Annotated in this window: 15 protein-coding genes; 12 read left to right on the top strand and 3 right to left on the bottom strand. The window is 68.5% G+C overall.

What is annotated here, in order from left to right:
- The first annotated feature begins 77 nt into the window (after nt 1-77).
- Nucleotides 78-3,365 (top strand): S8 family serine peptidase, encoded by a 3,288-nt coding sequence (locus OHA18_RS42655; RefSeq protein WP_329001127.1) that lies wholly within the window; start codon nt 78-80, stop codon nt 3,363-3,365.
- Between the two features lie 174 nt (nt 3,366-3,539).
- Here the strand turns inward: OHA18_RS42655 and OHA18_RS42650 are convergent, their stop codons facing one another.
- Nucleotides 3,540-4,154: a hypothetical protein gene (locus tag OHA18_RS42650; RefSeq protein ID WP_329006218.1), complete on the bottom strand. Its 615-nt coding sequence runs from the start codon at nt 4,152-4,154 to the stop codon at nt 3,540-3,542.
- An 82-nt stretch (nt 4,155-4,236) separates the two neighbouring features.
- On the opposite strand from OHA18_RS42650, the gene OHA18_RS42645 reads away from it, so the two are divergent.
- From OHA18_RS42645 to OHA18_RS42595, 11 genes are all read left to right on the top strand, one after another.
- Entirely contained in the window at nt 4,237-5,043 is an 807-nt protein-coding gene (locus OHA18_RS42645; RefSeq protein WP_329001126.1) for a GNAT family N-acetyltransferase, read from the top strand.
- Nucleotides 5,044-5,068: 25 nt separating this feature from the next.
- On the top strand, nt 5,069-6,127 hold the full coding sequence (locus tag OHA18_RS42640; protein ID WP_329001125.1) for an alpha/beta fold hydrolase: 1,059 nt from the start codon (nt 5,069-5,071) through the stop codon (nt 6,125-6,127).
- Nucleotides 6,128-6,259: 132 nt separating this feature from the next.
- Nucleotides 6,260-7,135, top strand: a complete 876-nt coding sequence (locus tag OHA18_RS42635) for an alpha/beta fold hydrolase (RefSeq protein WP_329001124.1) — start codon at nt 6,260-6,262, stop codon at nt 7,133-7,135.
- A gap of 22 nt (nt 7,136-7,157) precedes the next feature.
- Nucleotides 7,158-7,556, top strand: a complete 399-nt coding sequence (locus tag OHA18_RS42630) for a hypothetical protein (RefSeq protein ID WP_329001123.1) — start codon at nt 7,158-7,160, stop codon at nt 7,554-7,556.
- 82 nt (nt 7,557-7,638) lie between these two features.
- Nucleotides 7,639-8,748 carry a GNAT family N-acetyltransferase gene (locus OHA18_RS42625; RefSeq protein ID WP_329001122.1) on the top strand — a complete coding sequence of 370 codons (1,110 nt, stop codon included), beginning with the start codon at nt 7,639-7,641 and terminating at the stop codon, nt 8,746-8,748.
- Nucleotides 8,720-9,670 (top strand): potassium channel family protein, encoded by a 951-nt coding sequence (locus OHA18_RS42620; RefSeq protein WP_329001121.1) that lies wholly within the window; start codon nt 8,720-8,722, stop codon nt 9,668-9,670. Before OHA18_RS42625 ends, OHA18_RS42620 begins: the two co-directional genes overlap by 29 nt.
- Before the next feature lie 102 nt (nt 9,671-9,772).
- Nucleotides 9,773-10,825: a LacI family DNA-binding transcriptional regulator gene (locus tag OHA18_RS42615; RefSeq protein WP_329001120.1), complete on the top strand. Its 1,053-nt coding sequence runs from the start codon at nt 9,773-9,775 to the stop codon at nt 10,823-10,825.
- A 115-nt stretch (nt 10,826-10,940) separates the two neighbouring features.
- Complete coding sequence (locus OHA18_RS42610) at nt 10,941-11,861, top strand: carbohydrate ABC transporter permease (RefSeq protein ID WP_329001119.1); 921 nt, start codon at nt 10,941-10,943, stop codon at nt 11,859-11,861.
- Complete coding sequence (locus tag OHA18_RS42605) at nt 11,858-12,691, top strand: carbohydrate ABC transporter permease (RefSeq protein WP_329001118.1); 834 nt, start codon at nt 11,858-11,860, stop codon at nt 12,689-12,691. The genes OHA18_RS42610 and OHA18_RS42605 overlap by 4 nt, the downstream gene beginning before the upstream one ends.
- Before the next feature lie 46 nt (nt 12,692-12,737).
- Nucleotides 12,738-14,021 carry an ABC transporter substrate-binding protein gene (locus OHA18_RS42600; protein WP_329001117.1) on the top strand — a complete coding sequence of 428 codons (1,284 nt, stop codon included), beginning with the start codon at nt 12,738-12,740 and terminating at the stop codon, nt 14,019-14,021.
- A complete protein-coding gene (locus OHA18_RS42595; protein WP_329001116.1) occupies nt 14,018-15,154 on the top strand; it encodes an ADP-ribosylglycohydrolase family protein in 1,137 nt (378 codons plus the stop codon). Before OHA18_RS42600 ends, OHA18_RS42595 begins: the two co-directional genes overlap by 4 nt.
- Nucleotides 15,155-15,157: 3 nt before the next feature.
- On the opposite strand, the gene OHA18_RS42590 is transcribed toward OHA18_RS42595, so the two are convergent.
- Entirely contained in the window at nt 15,158-15,991 is an 834-nt protein-coding gene (locus OHA18_RS42590; RefSeq protein ID WP_329001115.1) for a galactose-binding domain-containing protein, read from the bottom strand.
- A 12-nt stretch (nt 15,992-16,003) separates the two neighbouring features.
- Nucleotides 16,004-17,575: an alkaline phosphatase D family protein gene (locus tag OHA18_RS42585; protein WP_329001114.1), complete on the bottom strand. Its 1,572-nt coding sequence runs from the start codon at nt 17,573-17,575 to the stop codon at nt 16,004-16,006.
- Nucleotides 17,576-17,639: the final 64 nt, after the last annotated feature.

The following is a 17,639-nucleotide window of genomic DNA, read 5'->3' as shown; positions in this document are numbered from 1 at the left end:
AATCTTGCCACTGCACCCGCATCCTTCGCTGGCGGTTTTGCGATGAACTCATCCCCATGCGCAAAGCCTTGATAGGCGTGGCTCTCTCCGCCCTTCTCGCCCTAGCAGTCACACCCGCGGCCGCCGCACCGCCCGAACCCTCCCTGCCGGTCCAGGTCGACGGCACCAAGAACGTCACGCTGATCACCGGTGACAAGGTGCAGGTCACTCCAGCAGGTTCCGGCCGCAGCAACGTGCGGTTCTTCCCCACGGACACAGCTCACGCCGGCTACGAGACGCGGACAGTCGGCAAGGACGTGTACGTCGTACCTGATAGCGCCGCCCGTCTCGTCAACAGCGGCAAGGTGGACCAGGCCCTGTTCAACGTCAGCGGTCTGATCCGGCAGGGGTACGACGACTCGTCGACCGGCCAGATCCCCGTCATCGCGACGTACAAGCCGACTGCCCGCGCCGCACTGCAGGCCGTGCCGGCCGGCTCCACTCGCACCCGGATGCTGTCGTCGGTGGGTGCGGCGGCGTACAAGACCCGTGCCCACGACACCTGGCAGGCCCTGTCGACCGGTCCGGACGTCCAGAAGCTCTGGCTGGACATGAAGGTGCACAAGACCCTCGACCAGAGCGTCCCGTACGTCGGTGCGCCGCAGGCCTGGGCAGCCGGGTACGACGGAACCGGTACGACGGTCGCCGTACTGGACTCCGGTGTCGACGCCGAGCACCCCGACCTCGTCGGCGCCGTGAAGGAGCAGCAGAACTTCACCGACAGCCCGGACGTGGCCGACCACGACGGTCATGGCACGCACACGTCGTCCACCGTCGCCGGCCGTGGTGTCGCCTCCAACGGCCGCAACAAGGGCGTCGCTCCGGGCGCGCAACTGTTGTCGGGCAAGGTCCTGAACGACTACGGCAGCGGCGATCTCTCCTGGATCATCGCCGGCATGGAATGGGCCGTGGCCGAGGGCGCGGACGTCATCAGCATGAGCATCGGTACGTCGGAACCCGTCGACTGCACCGACCCGATGGCGGCCGCGGTCGACCGGATCAGCGCCGATTCCGGCGTGCTGTTCGTCATTGCCGCGGGCAACCTCGGCGGACCGGCCGAGGCGATCACCAGCCCGGGCTGCGCCGCGTCCGCGATGACCGTGGCGGCCACCGATCTCACCCAGACCACGGCGGACTTCTCCAGCCGTGGGCCGGTTCTCTCCAACCACGCCGTCAAGCCCGATATCGCGGCGCCCGGCGTGGACATCACCGCTGCGCGGGCGGGAGGGCGCGGCGACTCGGCGTACGTCGACATGAGCGGTACATCGATGGCGACCCCGCATGTCGCCGGCGCGGCAGCGATCCTCAAGCAGGAACACCCGAGCTGGACCGGTCAGCAACTGAAGGCGGTCCTGCAGAACTCGGTCCGCGCGGAGAGCAAGGTCGGCATCTACGAACAAGGCGCGGGCGAGCTCAACGTCGCGCAGGCGGTGACGCAGCAGGTCACTGGTCCGGCCACCGTCGATCTCGGCACGTTCGCCTGGCCGCACACGTCGGGCCAGAAGGTCACCAAGCAGCTGACCTACCACAACGACGGCACCGAACCGGTCACGCTGACCGTGACGGCCGATGCCCGCGGCAACAACGGGAAGCCGTTGCCGTCGGCGCTGATCAGCTTCGGCAAGTCGGTGACGGTCCCAGCCGGTGGCACCGCTGACCTGCCGGTCACCGTCGACCCGTCCGCGGCGCTCGACTACGGCCTGTACGGTGCGATCAGTACACGTTTGGTTGCCAAGAGCAACGGCGGGCAGACCGTGGTGACGCCGCTCGGTTTCTACCTCGAGCCGCAGTACGTCGACGTCACGTTCAAGCTGATCGACCGGGACGGGAAGCCGGCCACCTCGATCTCCTCGCTGGACGTCTTCGACCTCGACAGCATCGCCGCGCAGCGAGTCGGCTTCGACGGCGCCGACCAGACCCTGCATCTGCGTGCCGGCACGTACTCGCTGGCCGCCACGGTCGCGCACGACGGCGCAGATGGGTTGGTCGACTCGTACGCGTTCCTGGGTGATCCGGAGATCACGCTGACGAAGAACACCACGATCACGTACGACGCCCGGACCGCCGCCGAGGCGACTGTGACGACCGATCGGCCGACGCAGCGCAAGGGCGGCAGTCTGACGTACGGGCGCGTGGTCGACAACTGGATCCTGTCCTCGAGCCGGAGCTACGGCACCACGGTCAAGTCGATCTACCTTGGTACGACGTCCAAGGCCCGGCGCGGGACGTTCGAGGTGGTCGAGGGATGGCAGTACGGATCACCGGCCGGCGCGAAGTCGCCGTACCTCTACAGCCTGGCGTTCACGCACGAGCAGCAGGTGAAGGGCAAGCCGGCGCACCGCGTCCGGGATCGTGAGCTGGCGACGATCGACGCGACGTACTACACGCCGGGCAAGGACTACACCTACTCCGAGTACGTCGACGTGTGGCGACCGTGGAGCATCAACCTGATCCCGACCGGCGATCGCGGATCCGTCGCGGCGCCGACCCGCGTGCAGCACCTCGTCACGGCCGACAAGGACACCAAGGTGTCGCAGATGGTCGGGCATTCGGATGCGATGGCGTGGCCGTTCGCGACGCTGATGACGTCGACGGCGACGGCGTACAAGGCGGGGAGCCGGCACAGCGAGAGCTGGTACAAGGCCGGTCTGCGGCCAGGGCTGGTGACCGATCAGACGACCGGTCACAAGTACGCTCCGGCAGCGCGCGACGGGAACACGATCTGGAGCAGCTTCGCCAGCTGGGCGGACACACAGCCGGGTCACTTCTCGTCCCAGGGTTTCCTCGACCTGGGCGGCACCGAGCTGTTCGCGAACGGTGTCTCGCTGGGGGAGTACGGGTACTACGGCCAGGGTGTGTGGGACGTGCCGGCTGCGGCGACCGACCTGGAGCTGAAGTACAACCTGATCCGCTGGCAGCGCGGCGACTACAAGTGGGAGTCACCGTCGACGGTCGAAACTCGGTGGAAGTGGCGCAGCTCGTCGGCGGACGCGGGTAAGCCGTTGCCGCTGCTGTTCCCCGACTACGACCTGCCGGTCGATCTGCACGACCGTGCGGCACGGGTGCCGGCGTTCCCGGTCACGATCAGCGCGGAGTCCGGCCAGTGGTACACCGCCGGGCGCTTCGCGACGGCCCGCGTCTCGGCGTCGTACGACGACGGCGCGACCTGGACGAAGGTGCCGACCGTCAACCTCGGCACGAAGGCGATCGCACTGGTCAACAACCTGAAGGCGACATCGTTCGTCACGCTCAAGGTCGAGCTGACCGACACCCACGGGAAGTCGGTGACGCAGACGCTGAACCACTTCTACGGAGTGGAGAGTTGAGGGTGCCGGACCGGGAAGCGCCTCACGGCGCGTGGCCGCTCGTAGCGGCTAATTTTGGGACCCGGGGCTTGCACCGGCCCGACACCTCCATCAGTGTAGCGGGTGCTCAAACCCCTTGTCCTGTAGGGATCTCGGGCCGCGAGACGCATTAACACCGAAACGCGCCGGACGCAACTACCAGAGGTGTCCGGCGCGTTCGGCCCGCGCGGCGGTCTGCAGCTGGTCTGCGGTCTCGACCAGTTTCGACGCGGACAGCACCCGGTCGTGACCGTCGTCCGCGAGGTGTGCCCGCCCGGTCGCGACGATCCGCGCGAAGGCTGCCGCGCGGTCCAGGGTGGTCGCGAAGTCACCGGTCGCGACACCCCGCAGTACGGCGTCGACCATGTCGCGGACCTCGGCCGGGCCGGGTGGCTCGGCGACGCCCGCGACGACGGCGTGCACCTCGGCGTACTCGCGGCCGGTGCCGAACTCGCGGGACACCTCCTCGGCGTTCGAGTGCACCCAGGAGCGCAGCACGTACAGCCGCCACAGCGCCCCGGGCAGCGAGTCCGCGGGGGAGTCGGACCACAGCTCGGCCAGCTCGTCGAGACCGTACTCGTCGGCGAGCTTGACCACCCGGGCGTGCACCTCGGCGTCCTCGGACTTGCGCACCCCCCGGACCAGCAGCTCGGCGGTCCGGTGCGCGGCCTCGGTGACGGTCGCCGGGTCGGCCGCACCGGGCAGCGACTCGAACAACTTGTTGCCGGGCAGGATCGGACGGCGCGGGTTGGGGATGGTCACGGCCTCCATGGTGCCTGACGCGACGAACGTCCGCATGCCGACGCGACCCGGAGTGCCGAAATGGGCTTGCGAGGGCTGATCTACTGATCCCGTGATTCCTCTGGACAGCTCACCGGAAGCGCTCGCGCTGCGGGCCGCGTACGACGACCAGATCCGGTCCCGCCCCGGCAGCGCGAACGGCGGCACGATCGAACGCGTCGGCCCGTTGATCCGCAAGGTCGGCGTCGAGGGCGACGGCTTCGTGCAGTACCTCGGTGGCGTCGACGGCGCCGAGGTGGACCGGCTGATCGCCGACCAGGTCGAGTACTTCGCGAAGCTCGGCGCCAAGTTCGAGTGGAAGTACTACTCGCACGATCTGCCCGCGGACCTGCCCGAGCGGCTGACCAAGGCCGGGCTCGTACCGGAAGAGGAGGAGTGTCTCCTCCTCGGCGACGTGGACGAGCTGTCGAGCGACGTCGTCCTCACGGAAGGCATCCGGTTGCGCGAGGTCACGTCACGCGCGGACCTGGAGCGGATGCAGGCGATGGAGGAAGAGGTCTGGGGCTACTCGCACGCCTGGCTGCCGGATGCACTGACCCAGGCGATCGCGGACGACGACCCGGCGACGGTGATCGTGGCGGAGACCGACGAGGACGATTCCAAGGTCGTGTGCGCGTCGTGGATCCGGTTCCACACCGGAACCGAGTTCGCGTCGCTGTGGGGCGGCTCGACGCTGCCCGAGTGGCGCGGCCGGGGCATCTACCGGGCACACGTCGCCTACCGGCGGAACCTGGCGGCCGCGCGCGGCTACCGGTACCTGCAGGTCGATGCGTCCCCGGACAGCCGCGGCATCCTGGCCCGCCTGGGCCTGCGTCCGGTCGCGGTGACCGTCCCGTACATCTGGAAGCCTGTCGCCTGACAATGCAGCTGGCTACGATCGATAGGTGAGGCAGAGGGTCGGCTACTGCACGGCGCCGGATGCGGTGAAACTGGCGTACGCCGTGCACGGCGCCGGCCCGCCCATCGTCCGGGTGGCGACCTGGATGACGAACCTGGAGTTCGACTGGGAGAGCCCGGTGTGGCGGCACTGGCTCGACGCGCTCGGGGACGGTCACACCCTGATCCGGTACGACGAACGCGGCTGCGGGCTCTCGGACCGCGACGTCGACGAGATCTCGCTCGATGCCTGGGTGGCCGACCTCGAGGCGGTGGTCGACGCTGCGGGCCTCGACCGGTTCGCGCTGCTCGGCGTCTCGACCGGTGCGCCGGTCGCGGTTGCGTACGCGGCCCGCCACCCCGAACGGCTCACGCACCTCGTCCTGTACGGCGGCTACGCGCGCGGGCGGGCCCTACGGGGTGAGAGCGAGCGCCGGCGGCAGGACGCGCTGGTCGCCGCGATCTCGGCCGGCTGGACCGATCCCGATCCCACCTTCCGCCACCTGTTCAGCATGCTGTTTCTGCCGGCCGGTACCGCCGAACAGATGGGCTGGTACGACGAGGCACAACGCAACTGCACGTCGGCCGCGACCGCGGTCCGGATCTACAGCGCGCGGAGTGGCATCAATGTGGTCGACGCGGCGGCGCAGGTACGGACGAGAACGCTGGTCATGCACCCCGCGAGGGACCGCGTCGTACCCATCGGGGAAGGCCGGCTGCTCGCCACCTTGCTCCCCGACGCGCGACTGGTCGAGCTGGAATCGGCGAACCACATCCTGCTGGCGGACGACCCCGCGTGGCCGACCTTCGTCTCGGAGCTCCGCGACTTCCTGGGGACGAAGCAAGCCCCCGTCCGGCCGGGCGTCGAGGAGCTCAGCCGGCGCGAGTTGGAGGTCCTCGAGCTCGTCGCGGCGGGCCTGACCAATGAGGCGATCGCGGAGCGGCTCAGCCTCAGCGTCCGGACGGTGGAGCGTCATCTGACGAACACGTACGTCAAGCTGCGCGTCTCCGGCAAGGCCGGTCGCGCGGCGGCGGCGGCCCGGTTCTCCGAGGCCCGGCGTACCTGATCTGCGTGTAGCCCGCCAGGCGGCCGCTGCGCTGTTGCGTGCTGGCTCCGATGCCTGCGAGTCCTGCGGCTACCTACCTTCACAGGTATGGACCAGCGCCCGGACTCCCGGGCCGTCCGAGGGAGGCATTCGATGAGTCACATGGTCACGAACGACACGGCATCGGCGGTTCTGGCCGAGCCGACGCAGACGTACGACGTCGTTGGCGGGGGAGGCGTGCGGCTGCACGCCGGCGAGTGGGGCAACCGGCGAGGGCGCCCGATTCTCTTCATTCACGGCTGGTCCGCCAGTCACGTCTGCTGGGCGCACCAGCTGGAAGGCCGGCTCGCCGAGGACTTCCGGCTGGTCGCGTTCGACAACCGGGGCCACGGGATGTCCGAGAAGCCCCTGGACCCGGACAGTTACCGCGACCCGCAGTTGTGGGCGGACGACCTGGCCGCGGTCATCGACCAGCTGGGCCTCGACCGGCCGGTGCTGGTCGCCTGGTCGTACGGCGGGTTCATCGTCTCCGACTACCTCCGGGCGTACGGCGAGGACCGGATCGGCGCGGTCAACCTGGTCGGGGCGGCCGTGATGATGAAGCCGCCGACCTTCGACCACATCGGCCCCGACTTCCTCGCGAACGCACCGGAGGCGAGCCAGTCCGACCTGGCCACGAACATCGCTGCCATCCGGCGCTTCCTCGACGTCTGCACGGCCGAGCCGCTCTCGCCGGACGACTGGAGCGCCGCGCTGGCGTGGAACATGGTCGTTCCACCCGCGGTCCGGGGCGCGCTGATCTCCCGTGAGATCGACGGCGACGACGTACTCGCCAGGATGTCGTCGCCCGTGCTGGTGACGCACGGCCGGTCCGACACGATCGTGCTGCCCTCGATGTCCGAGCATGTCCTCGACGTCTGCAGGACCGCCCGGCCGTCCTGGTACGACGGCGTCGGCCACATGCCGTTCGGCGAGGACCAGGCCCGCTTCGACCGGGAGCTCGCCGACCTCGCGAAGGCCGTCGGCTAGCGTCGGCGTCTACTCTCGACCCATGGCAGGTGGCAAGGGAAGCGGCCAGTTGGCGAAGACCTTGATCAAGTACGGCGTGCGGTACGGGCCGTTGGCGGTCGAGGCGATCCGGCACGGGCGGGAACCGGCGCAGCAGGCGATGCAGGCCGCGCTGGCGAAGCGGAACGCCCGGAAGAAGGCGCTCGAGCACGCGCTCACCGTCCGCGACGGGTCCTTGCTGAAGGTGATCAAGGAAGGTCAGGCGATCTTCTTCGTGTTCTCCGGGGACGCGATCGTGACGACGTACCCGGCGGTGCCGCAGAGCGCGTACCCGGAGTTGCTGCGGCACGCCGACCTGGACAAGCGCGAGCCGGCCGCCGTACTGGCCGCGCGGAAGCCCAAGCTCGCCCCGCACCTGCCGAAGGTCCGGCGGAAACGTTGACGCACGCGTAACATTCCGGACCCGGCGGGGCAACAGGGCGGACGGACAGTGGAAGTACGTTTCCACGAGGGAGGGCGTCCGCATGCTCTGGAAGATCAGGACCGAACTCGCCGACCGGCCCGGTGCGCTGGCCGAACTCGCTGCACGGTGTGGTGCGGACGACATCAATATCCTCAGCCTCGAGGTCTTCACCGCCGAGACCGGCGCTGTCGACGAGCTGGTGGTCTCCACCGGCGTCGGCTGGACCGCCGACGACCTGACCGCGCTCGTGACCGAGGCCGGCTGCGTCGGTACGACGGTCCGCCCCTGCCAGGCCGACGTACTCAGTGACGCGCCGACGCGCTACCTGCGCGCCGTACTGCGGCTCCTCGACGACCCGATGTCGGTCGACGAGGAGCTGGGGAACCTGCAGGGCTTCGACGAGTACACGCCGGCCGAGTGGGCCCGGGCCGACGTACTCGTCGAGATCGCCGGCCGGCTCGCGGAGCGGTTCGACTCGGTCGAAGGACCGCGGCCCGGCAGCGGCGTACCCGTGCTGCGGACGGCGACCGTCGAGGACGCCGACGCAGTGGTCGCGATGCACGACCGGTGCTCGTACGAGAGCCGCACCCGGCGGTACCACGTGCCGATGCCGAAGCTGACTGCCCGGACCGCGCGGCATCTGTCCGCGCCGGCCGGTGGCGTGTCGGTGGTCGCGGCCGTTGACGGTGCCGTGATCGGGATGGCCACCGCGGCGCCGTGGGAGGAGCTGGGCAGTACGACGATGGAGGTCGCCGTACTGGTCGAGGACGGCTGGCAGGGACAGGGGCTCGGGCTCCGGTTACTGCGCCAGGTGGTGGAAGAGGCACGGACGCTCGGCACCGACCGGGTCGTCTGCATGGTGCAGCCGGAGAACCACGCGATGCTGCGGACCCTCGAGCGGCTGCGGATGCGGTCGCGAGTGGTCCGCGACGGCGACAGTCTGATGGTCAGCGTCGCCTTGTCCGACCGGAGCCTGTCGCATGCGGTGGATCGGCCCGCGGTGCAATATCGTCATACGCGTGCCACCCCTTCCCACCGGTCGGAACCCCCACGGTCTGCTGGTCAACCTGCCCGCGAGCACGCGCTCGCCGCTCTTTCAGCTCTTCAGCCGGATTCTGATCGCGCTGGGGCTGCTGACCGTGATGGTGCTGATCGTGGTGGTCGACCGTGACGGATACCGGGACAGCTACGACGGCAAAGTCGGGCTGATCGACAGCATCTACTACGCAACCGTCACGCTCACCACGACCGGGTACGGCGACATCACACCGGTGACGCCCACTGCCCGGCTGGTGAACGCCTTCATCGTGACTCCGCTGCGGATCGCGTTCCTGGTGGTTCTGGTCGGTACCACACTGGAAGTGCTGGCCAACGAGGGACGCCGGATCATGCGCGACACGCGCTGGAGGAAACGGATGAAGGACCACACCATCGTCGTCGGCTACGGCACCAAGGGCCGGTCCGCCGTGCAGACGCTGATCAGCAATGGGGTCAAGCGCGACAACATCGTGGTGATCGACCCGCGGGCGCAGGCGATCGGTGACGCGGGCAACGACCAGATGGCCGCCTTCCACGGCGACGCCACCAACCGGACGGTACTGCGCCGCGCCGAGGTGATGACCGCGCGCGAAGTGATCGTGACGACCGACCGGGACGACTCCGCGGTCCTGGTCACGCTGGCCGTGCGCCAGCTGAACCCGAACGCCCACATCGTGGTCGCGGTCCGCGAAGAGGACAACGTGCCGCTGCTGCGGCAGAGCGGCGCGGACGCCGTCGTCACTTCGTCGGAGGCGGTCGGCCGGCTGCTCGGCCTGACGTCGGTCAGCCCGAACCTCGGCGAGGTGATGGAGGACCTGCTCACGTACGGCGAAGGCCTCGAGGTGGCCGAACGCCCGGTCCTCGGCCGCGAGGTCGGCAAGCCCCCGTCCGCCGTACCCGACCGGGTCGTGTCCGTCGTCCGCGACGGCAAGGTGCACCGGTACTACGACTCGAACGTCTCGGTCCTGGCCGCCGGCGACAAGCTCATCGTCGTCCGCCCCGCCAAGGAGACCCCGTGGGCCGAGCGCCCCGGCGCGGACGACACCGAGGAATAAGTCACAGCTTGATCTAGCGGCACTTCTGAGGTTGACCGTCGGGCGACGGCGTCTTAATGTCGGGCTTGTAAACGATTACAAGAACGATTACAGGAGGTCGGCGTGAGTCGTCCGACGATCGCTGGGGTGGCCCGGGCGGCCGGGGTCTCGGTGGCGTCGGTGTCACGCGTCCTGAACGGATTGCCCGCGACCGAGGAGATGGTCGAGCGGGTGCAGCGGGCGGTGCAGGAGCTCGGGTACGTCCCCGATGCGCGGGCGCGGTCGCTCAAGGTCGGACGGACGTTCCAGCTGACGCTCGCGGTCGCGGACGTTGGTAACCCGGTGTACGTGACGATGATGCGGGCGGTCGAGGAGGTCGTGTCCGCGGCCGGCTACCGGCTCGTGGTGACGACGACCGGTCCGGACGTGGTGGACGAGGTCGCGCTGGTCCGGGGGATGGCGCGCGGGTACGCCGACGGACTGCTGATCAGCCCGATCCGCGTCGACGAGGACCTGGTCAAGTCGATCCGCGAATGCGAGGTGCCGGTCGTAGTAGCCGGTAACGTCCCCGCCAAAGCCGGCGTAGACACCGTCCGAGCCAACTCTCCCAAAGGCATGCTCCTAGCCGTCGACCACCTGGTCGCGAAGGGCCGCCGGCGAATCGCGTTCGTGAACGGCCCGGCCGACACAGTGCCAGGAGCCGCACGGGCGAAGGGCTTCGCGGATGCGCTACGGGCGCACGACCTGCGGCCTGCAGCGACCGCCGAGGCAGCCGACTTCACCTTCGCCGCGGGCCGCGCCGTCGCCCCCGAGATCCTCGCCGTTACGTCCGAATCCGTTACGTCCGAAGAAGTGCGGTCCAGGGACCACAGTTCTTCGGACGTAAGCGGTGGGTTCGATGCGGTGATTGGGGCGAACGATCTGCTGGCAGTGGGGTTGATGCATGAACTGGCCGCGGCGGGGCTGGACGTGCCGGGTGATGTTGCGGTGATCGGGATGGATGACAGCGAGCTGGCCGAGCAGAGTTTTCCGCCGTTGACGAGTGTGAATCTCGGGTCCGCGGAGCGGGGGCGGCGGGCGGCTGAGTTGCTGTTGGCAAGGATCGAGGACAACGAGCGGACGCCCCGGCGGATCGTCGTACAGCCCTCGTTGAGCATCAGGAGGTCCACCCCGTGACTGTATTGATGCCGCGACTCCGTCGCGGCGGGTCATGGGGCTGTGACTCCCGGCCTTCCCTCGTCGCTCCGGTCGCTTCGCTCCCTGCGCTCCTCAGTCCAGGCCGGGAGGCCCCATGACCGCGACATTGACCGCGCCGCCGACGCAGGTGAAGAAGCCGGGGAAGCCGAGGCAGAACCGGGAAGCGATCTTCCTGTTCCTGCCGGCCTTGCTGCCGGTGCTGATCCTGAGTGTCTACCCGCTGATTCGCGGCATCGCGCTCGGCTTCACCGATGCGCGCGCCGGTCTGCACGTGGAGACCAACTTCGTCGGCTTCGACAACTTCAGCAAGCTGTTGCACAACGGGCTGTTCTGGGACTCGTTCCGGATCGGCGTGATCTGGACCCTGTCGGTCACGATCCTGCAGTTCGTCGCCGCCCTCGGCCTCGCGCTCCTGCTCAACACCGACATCAAGTTCCGCGGTGTCGCCCGTACCATCGCGCTGATCCCGTGGGCGATGCCCCCGGTGGTGGTCGCGATCATGTGGCGCCTGCTGCTGCACCCGACCAACGGCCCGGTCAACGAGATCCTGCAGAACCTGCACCTCACCGACCACCCGATCAACTTCCTCGGCAACTTCAGTACGGCGCTGCCGGCCGTGATCGTGGTCGGTATCTGGGTCGGTATGCCGATGACGACCGTCACCCTCCTGGCCGGCCTGCAAGGCATCGACCGGACCCTGTACGAAGCGGCCGCGGTCGACGGCGCCGGCGCCTGGAGCCAGTTCTGGAACATCACGCTCCCGCAGCTGCGGACCGTGATCGTCGCGATCACCAGCCTGGACATGATCTGGAACTTCAACTCGTTCGGCCTGGTGTATGTGCTGACGGCCGGGGGGCCGGGCGGCAAGACGATGCTGCCGATGCTGTTCGCCTACAACGAGGCGTTCCGCTACGGGAACTTCGGGATGGCCGCCGCGATGGGTGACGTGATGGTCGTCATCATCATCCTGTTCCTGTTCTTCTACCTGCGGAACCGTCTCCGGAGCGAAGCATGAGAACCCGTCCCGGCACCCGCGTCCTGCAGTACCTCGCCGTCCTGGCGTACCTGATCTTCCTCGGCTTCCCGCTGGTGTGGCTGATCTCCAGCTCGCTCAAGTCGCCGCAGGAGTTCGCGAGTATCAACCCGTCGATCCTGCCGAAGCACGTTGACTTCTCCAACTACACCGACGCGCTGAACGAGCAGGGCCTGGTCCGCGGTCTCGGCAACAGCCTGCAGATCTCGATCTACAGCACGATTCTGGTGCTGATCGTCGCGCTGCCGGTGTCGTATGCGCTGGCCCGCTTCCGCAGCCGGCTGCGGCCGCTCACCAATGGGTGGATCCTGGTCAGCCAGGTGTTCCCGGTGATCCTGATCGTGATTCCGCTGTTCATGATCCTGCGCCCGCTGCATCTGACGAACACGATCCCCGGAGTGGTGATCGTGTACATGGTCTGGTCGCTCCCGTTCGCCCTCTGGATGCTGCAGGGGTACGTCGCCGCGGTGCCGCGCGAACTGGAGGAGGCCGCGTCCGTGGACGGTGCGAGCCGCGTCCGCACCATCGTGTCGATCGTGATGCCGCTGCTGCGGCCGGGGTTGATCGCGACCGCGATGTTCACGTTCATCTCGGCGTGGAACGAGTTCTTCTTCGCGCTGGTCCTGCTGCAGGACCCGCAGCTCAAGACACTTCCGCTGGTGCTCGCCCGCTTCGTCGGTGCCGAGGGCCAGGTGCAGTTCGGCCCACTGGCGGCCGCGTCCGTACTCGCAACTGTCCCAAGCCTGGTGTTCTTCGCCTTCCTGCAGCGTCGGTTGACCTCCGGCCTGCTGAGCGGCGCAGTCAAAGGCTGAAAACCAGAAAACAAAAGACGTTGTAGTTGGGTTCTGAGGAGATGCAATGAAGAAAGCATTGACCGCTCTGGCGGCGGTGGGCGCACTGGTGGCGCTCGCGGCCTGCGGGGGCAACAGCGACAACAGTTCCGATGGCTCGGGTTCGTCGACCGAGAAGGTGACGCTCAAGTTCCAGAGCCTCGCCTTCCAGAAGACGACGGTCGCCGCGACCAAGAAGATCGTCGCCGACTGGAACGCCGCCAACCCGAACATCCAGGTCGAGTACGTCCAGGGCAGCTGGGACTCGGTGCACGACCAGTTGGTGACCCAGTTCCAGGGCGGGACCGCGCCGGACATCATCCACGACGAGTCCGCCGACATCACCGGGTTCATCAACCAGGGTTACCTCGCGGACCTCTCGCCGTACCTGAGCCAGGAGACCAAGGACGCTGTCTCGAAGGGTGTCTGGGACACGGTCTCGAACGACGGCAAGATCTACGGCGCGCCGACCCTGATGCAGTCGTACGTCGTGCTGGCGAACTCGGCGATGTTCAAGCAGGCCGGGATCACCGCGACCGGTGACTCGCTGACCTGGGACGACCTGGCCGCCGACGCGAAGAAGCTGACCGCGGCCGGCAAGTACGGCCTGGGCTGGGGCCTGAAGAGCCCGACCGCGACCGTGCTGAACCTCGGCATGAACTTCGACGGCAAGTTCTTCGACGGCACCGGTAAGGACGCCAAGGCAACGATCGGCGACCCGGAGCTCGAGGTGCCGAAGCGGATCCACGCGATGGCGTACGACGACAAGTCGATCGACCCGACCTCGCTGACCCAGAGCGCCTCCGACGTACTGCCCGGGTTCTACGCCGGCAAGTACGGGATGATTGTCGCCGGCAACTATGTCGCGCAGCAGATCCTCGAAGAGGCGCCGAAGACCTTCCAGTGGGAGGTGCTGCCGCCGCTGAAGGGCACCAGCACCCAGCAGGCCGCGAACCCGCAGACGCTGTCGGTGCCGGCCGAGGGCAAGCACATCGAGCAGTCGGCGAAGTTCATCGACTACTTCATGAAGGCCGACAACCTGGCCGCGGTCGGTCAGGGCGACTGGCTGATCCCGACCACGCAAGGCGCCCGGGACGCGATCCAGAAGGCGACCGGCGGCAAGAACGGCTGGGAGCAGACGCTTGCGAGCGGCAACGACCTCACCAAGGCGCCGTTCCAGAGCGTGGAGAACTACCCGAAGTGGAAGGACCAGATCGCGACGCCGGCGCTGCAGGAGTACCTGGCGAACAAGACCGATCTGGCCGCGTTGGGCAAGAAGCTGAGCGACGGATGGGGTCAGGTCAACCAGTGACTTCGCTGCTGGAACAGAAGTCGGTAGGTGCCCTCGTCGGTTCCGCGGTCGGTGACGCGATCGGTGGAGCCGTCGAGGGCTGGACCCCGGAGGCGATCCGGGAACGGCACGGCGGCTGGGTGACCGGCATCGTCGGCCCGTGGTACGACGACTGGCGCACCGCGCGCCCGATCGCGCCGTACCACAAGGGCGACGGGCACATCACCGACGACACGTTGATGACGCACGCGCTGGTCGAGGTGTACGACGAGCGCCGTACCCACCTCGACGCCTATGCGGTCGCCGAGTCGCTGGTGCCGAAGATGATCGAGGGGACCCGCTGGGTCCCCGAGCTCGAGGCGGACGCGTTGCTGCTGCAGCGGGTGTTCCTGGCCGAGAAGTGGCTGGTCGCCCGCCTGCACTACGGGCATGTCGATCCGCGCGAAGCCGGTGTCGGCAACATCGTCAACTGTGGTGCGGCGATGTACATGGCGCCGGTCGGCGTGGCGAACGCGGGCGATCCCGAGGGTGCGTACGCCGAGGCGCTCGACGTCGCCGGTGCGCACCAGTCGAGCTACGGGCGGGAGGCGGCCGGCGTGTTCGCGGCCGCCGTCGCCGCCGCGATGGTGCCTGGGGCAACGGCTGCCTCGGCGGTGGAGGCGGCCGTGCGGCTGGCCAAGGACGGCACTCGGAGGGCCGTCGAGGCAGTGGTCGAAGCGGCCGCGGGGGTGACCGACTGGGAGCAGGCGATTCCCTTGCTGCGCAAGGCGATCGAGCCCTACGACACGGTCGGCCCGAACTATCGCGAGTTGTCGATGGACGCACGTCGTCCGAGCCGGACGAAGGCGATCGAGGAGCTTCCGGTCGCGCTCGGCTTCGTCCTGGTCTCCGAGGGCGATGTCCGCCGGGCCGTCCTGGGCGGCACGAACTACGGCCGCGATGCGGACTCGATCGCGTCGATGGCCGGCGCGATCACCGGGGCGTTGAGCGGGCGGGACGGCGTACCGGACGACTGGGCCGGCGACATCGCCGAGGCGAGCAAGACCGACCTGGAGCAGCCGGGCCGGGTGATGGCGTCGGTGGCGCAGGACGTCCGCGCGGCCGACGCCGAGCGGTGGGCTCGGCGTACTGCCGCACTGGATGCGCTGGTCTGAATGTCAGTCGCGGTAGGCCTCGAGTTCGATGATGCGGGAGTAGCCGTGGTCGTTGGAGTCGTGGATCACCAGCTGGACGGCGTCGACTGCGCGCGGTTCGAAGGTGAAGGTCAAGAGACCTGTGGTGTTGGCGCGGACCTCGTCGACGGTCGTCCATTCGCCGTTGCTTCGGACCTGTACGTCGAAGTCGCGGATGCCCATGACCGCGGCGGGGTACGTGGCCGAGTCGAGGGTCTGCACAACCACTCGGCCGACCGTGGTGGGTCGGACGAAGTCGACGCCGTACGTGTCGGGGAAGACGCCCTTGGTGGCGTCGTGCCAGCCGCTGGCGCCCCATTGGGCCGAGTCGGTGTTGCCGTCGACGCCGCCGCAGAGTTTCATGTCGCCGTTCGTGGAGGACGCGACGGCCTGCTCGCCGAGCAGGAGGTTGTCGCGGGCCGGGACGGGCTTGATGACGACCGGGACCTTCAGGTGTTCCCGGTCGACGGTGAGGTCGACGGTGTGGGTCGCGGGGGCCGTGCCGCGCGGGACGGTGATCTCGAGCGGTGCCTTCACGAGCTGGTCGACCGGCAGGTAGCTGGAGAACTGGTGCCGGGACAAGGTGAGCGCGTCGTCGGCGGAGATGCGCATGTCGGCGATCGTGGCCTTGCGGCCGGTGTTGGTCATACCAAGGGTGAGCTTCCCGGACGGGAAGCACGGCAGCGGCACGACCTCGACCGGTTGCGGGGTGGCGCTGATCTCGACCTGGTTGTTGCTACTGGCAACGGCGACCGCGGGGACGAGGAGGGCGAGCGGCGCGGCCAGGAGGGCGGCGCCGCGAGGGCTCAGTCGGAGCATGATCGGATCCGTTCAGGCGAGATGGGTTCCGGGGCGGCCGTCTTCGACGACCAGGGTGGCGCGCGTGGACGCCGTACCGCCGGGTGTGGTGACGCGGTCGACGATGCGGAACTCGGACGTCCACCGGCTGCGGTCGAGGCGGCAGCTGAGGTAGCCGCGCTGGACGTTCTGGTACTTGACGTGCGGGTTCTCGCTGAGCAGCGCGCGACCGGTCGCGTCGGCGTCGGCACCGTCCTTCCCGGACGAGATCGACGTCGTGACGAACTCGCTGCCGACAGCCGGCGTGGACGGGTCCGCGAAGTCCACCCGGAGATCGGACGCGACGCTGCGGTGCAGGTCTCCGGTGAGGACGACGAAGTTCCGGACGTCGCGATCGCGGACACCGGAGAGCACCCGGTCGCGGGACGCGGTGTACCCGTTCCAGGTGTCCATCGGGAGTTCGAGTTCCGGACCGGTCTTGCGGTCGAGTTGAGCCATCGCGACCTGCTGGGCGACGACGTTCCAGCGGCTGGTGGATCGGCCGAGGGTGTCGAGCAGCCAGCGTTCCTGCTCGGCGCCGGTGATTGTTCGCGCCGGGTCGGTCGACACCGCGTCCGGCGGCAGCCAACCGCCTGTACTCGTCTGGTCGTCGCGGAACTGCCGCGTGTCCAGCACGCTCAGGTCGGCCGTGCGGCCGTAGCGCAGGTGGCGGTGCAAGCGGATCGACGGGCCGTCGGGGGACTGGTCGAGACGCAGCGGCATGTGTTCCCAGTACGCGCGGAAGCCGTTGGCGCGGCGTACCAGGAACTCGTCGTACGGCAGCCCGTCCTCGGACACGTATCCGGCCCAGTTGCCCTCGACCTCGTGGTCGTCGAGGGTGACGATCCACGGCGCCGCCGCGTGCGCGGCCTGCAGGTCGGGATCGGTCTTGTGCAGCGCGTACCGCGCCCGGTACTCGTCGAGCGTGAAGATCTCGCCGGCGAAGTCCACCGGGACGGTCTGGTTCCGGACACCGGCGGTCGGACCGACACCGACCTCGTAGATGTAGTCGCCGAGGAACAGTACGACGTCATGGTCCCGGCGTACCACGTCCTGGTACGCCGTGTAGAACCCGTCGTAGAACGCCTGGCAGGACGCGACCGCAATCGTCACCGCGGGCTCCTCGGACGGCGCCGGCGCTGTGCGCGTACGGCCGACCGGACTGAGCTGACCGCCTGCGCGGAAGCGGTAGAAGTAGTGCCGCCACGGACGCAGCCCGCGGACGTCGACGTGCACGGTGTGCGCGTACTCCGGGCGAGCGTGCGCCGTGCCGCGTCGTACCACTCGGCGGAACGTCTCGTCCTCGGCGACCTCCCACTCGACGTCCACGGCGCGGTCGTCCATGCCGCCGAACGGTTCGAGCGGACCGGGTGCGAGCCGGGTCCAGATCACCACCGCATCCGGGAGCGGGTCGCCGGAGGCGACGCCGAGTGTGAACGGCGGCCTTTTGTCGGTGCGCTTTGGTATCCCTACTGCATCGACGAGATCTGGGAGGCTGCCGGTCAGCGCAAGAGCGGCGGCGGTTCCGGTCAGAAAGCTGCGGCGGGTGACAGCGGTTCGAAGCATGCCCTGGAGTATCTGTCCGCGATGAAAGAACGAACCAGGTGTGCGTTTCGCCTGGCGCAACACG

The sequence above is a fragment of the Kribbella sp. NBC_00709 genome (assembly GCF_036226565.1).
GTDB lineage: Bacteria > Actinomycetota > Actinomycetes > Propionibacteriales > Kribbellaceae > Kribbella.
Note: the sequence above shows the minus strand (reverse complement) of the source record. Positions and strands in the feature narration are given on the sequence as shown.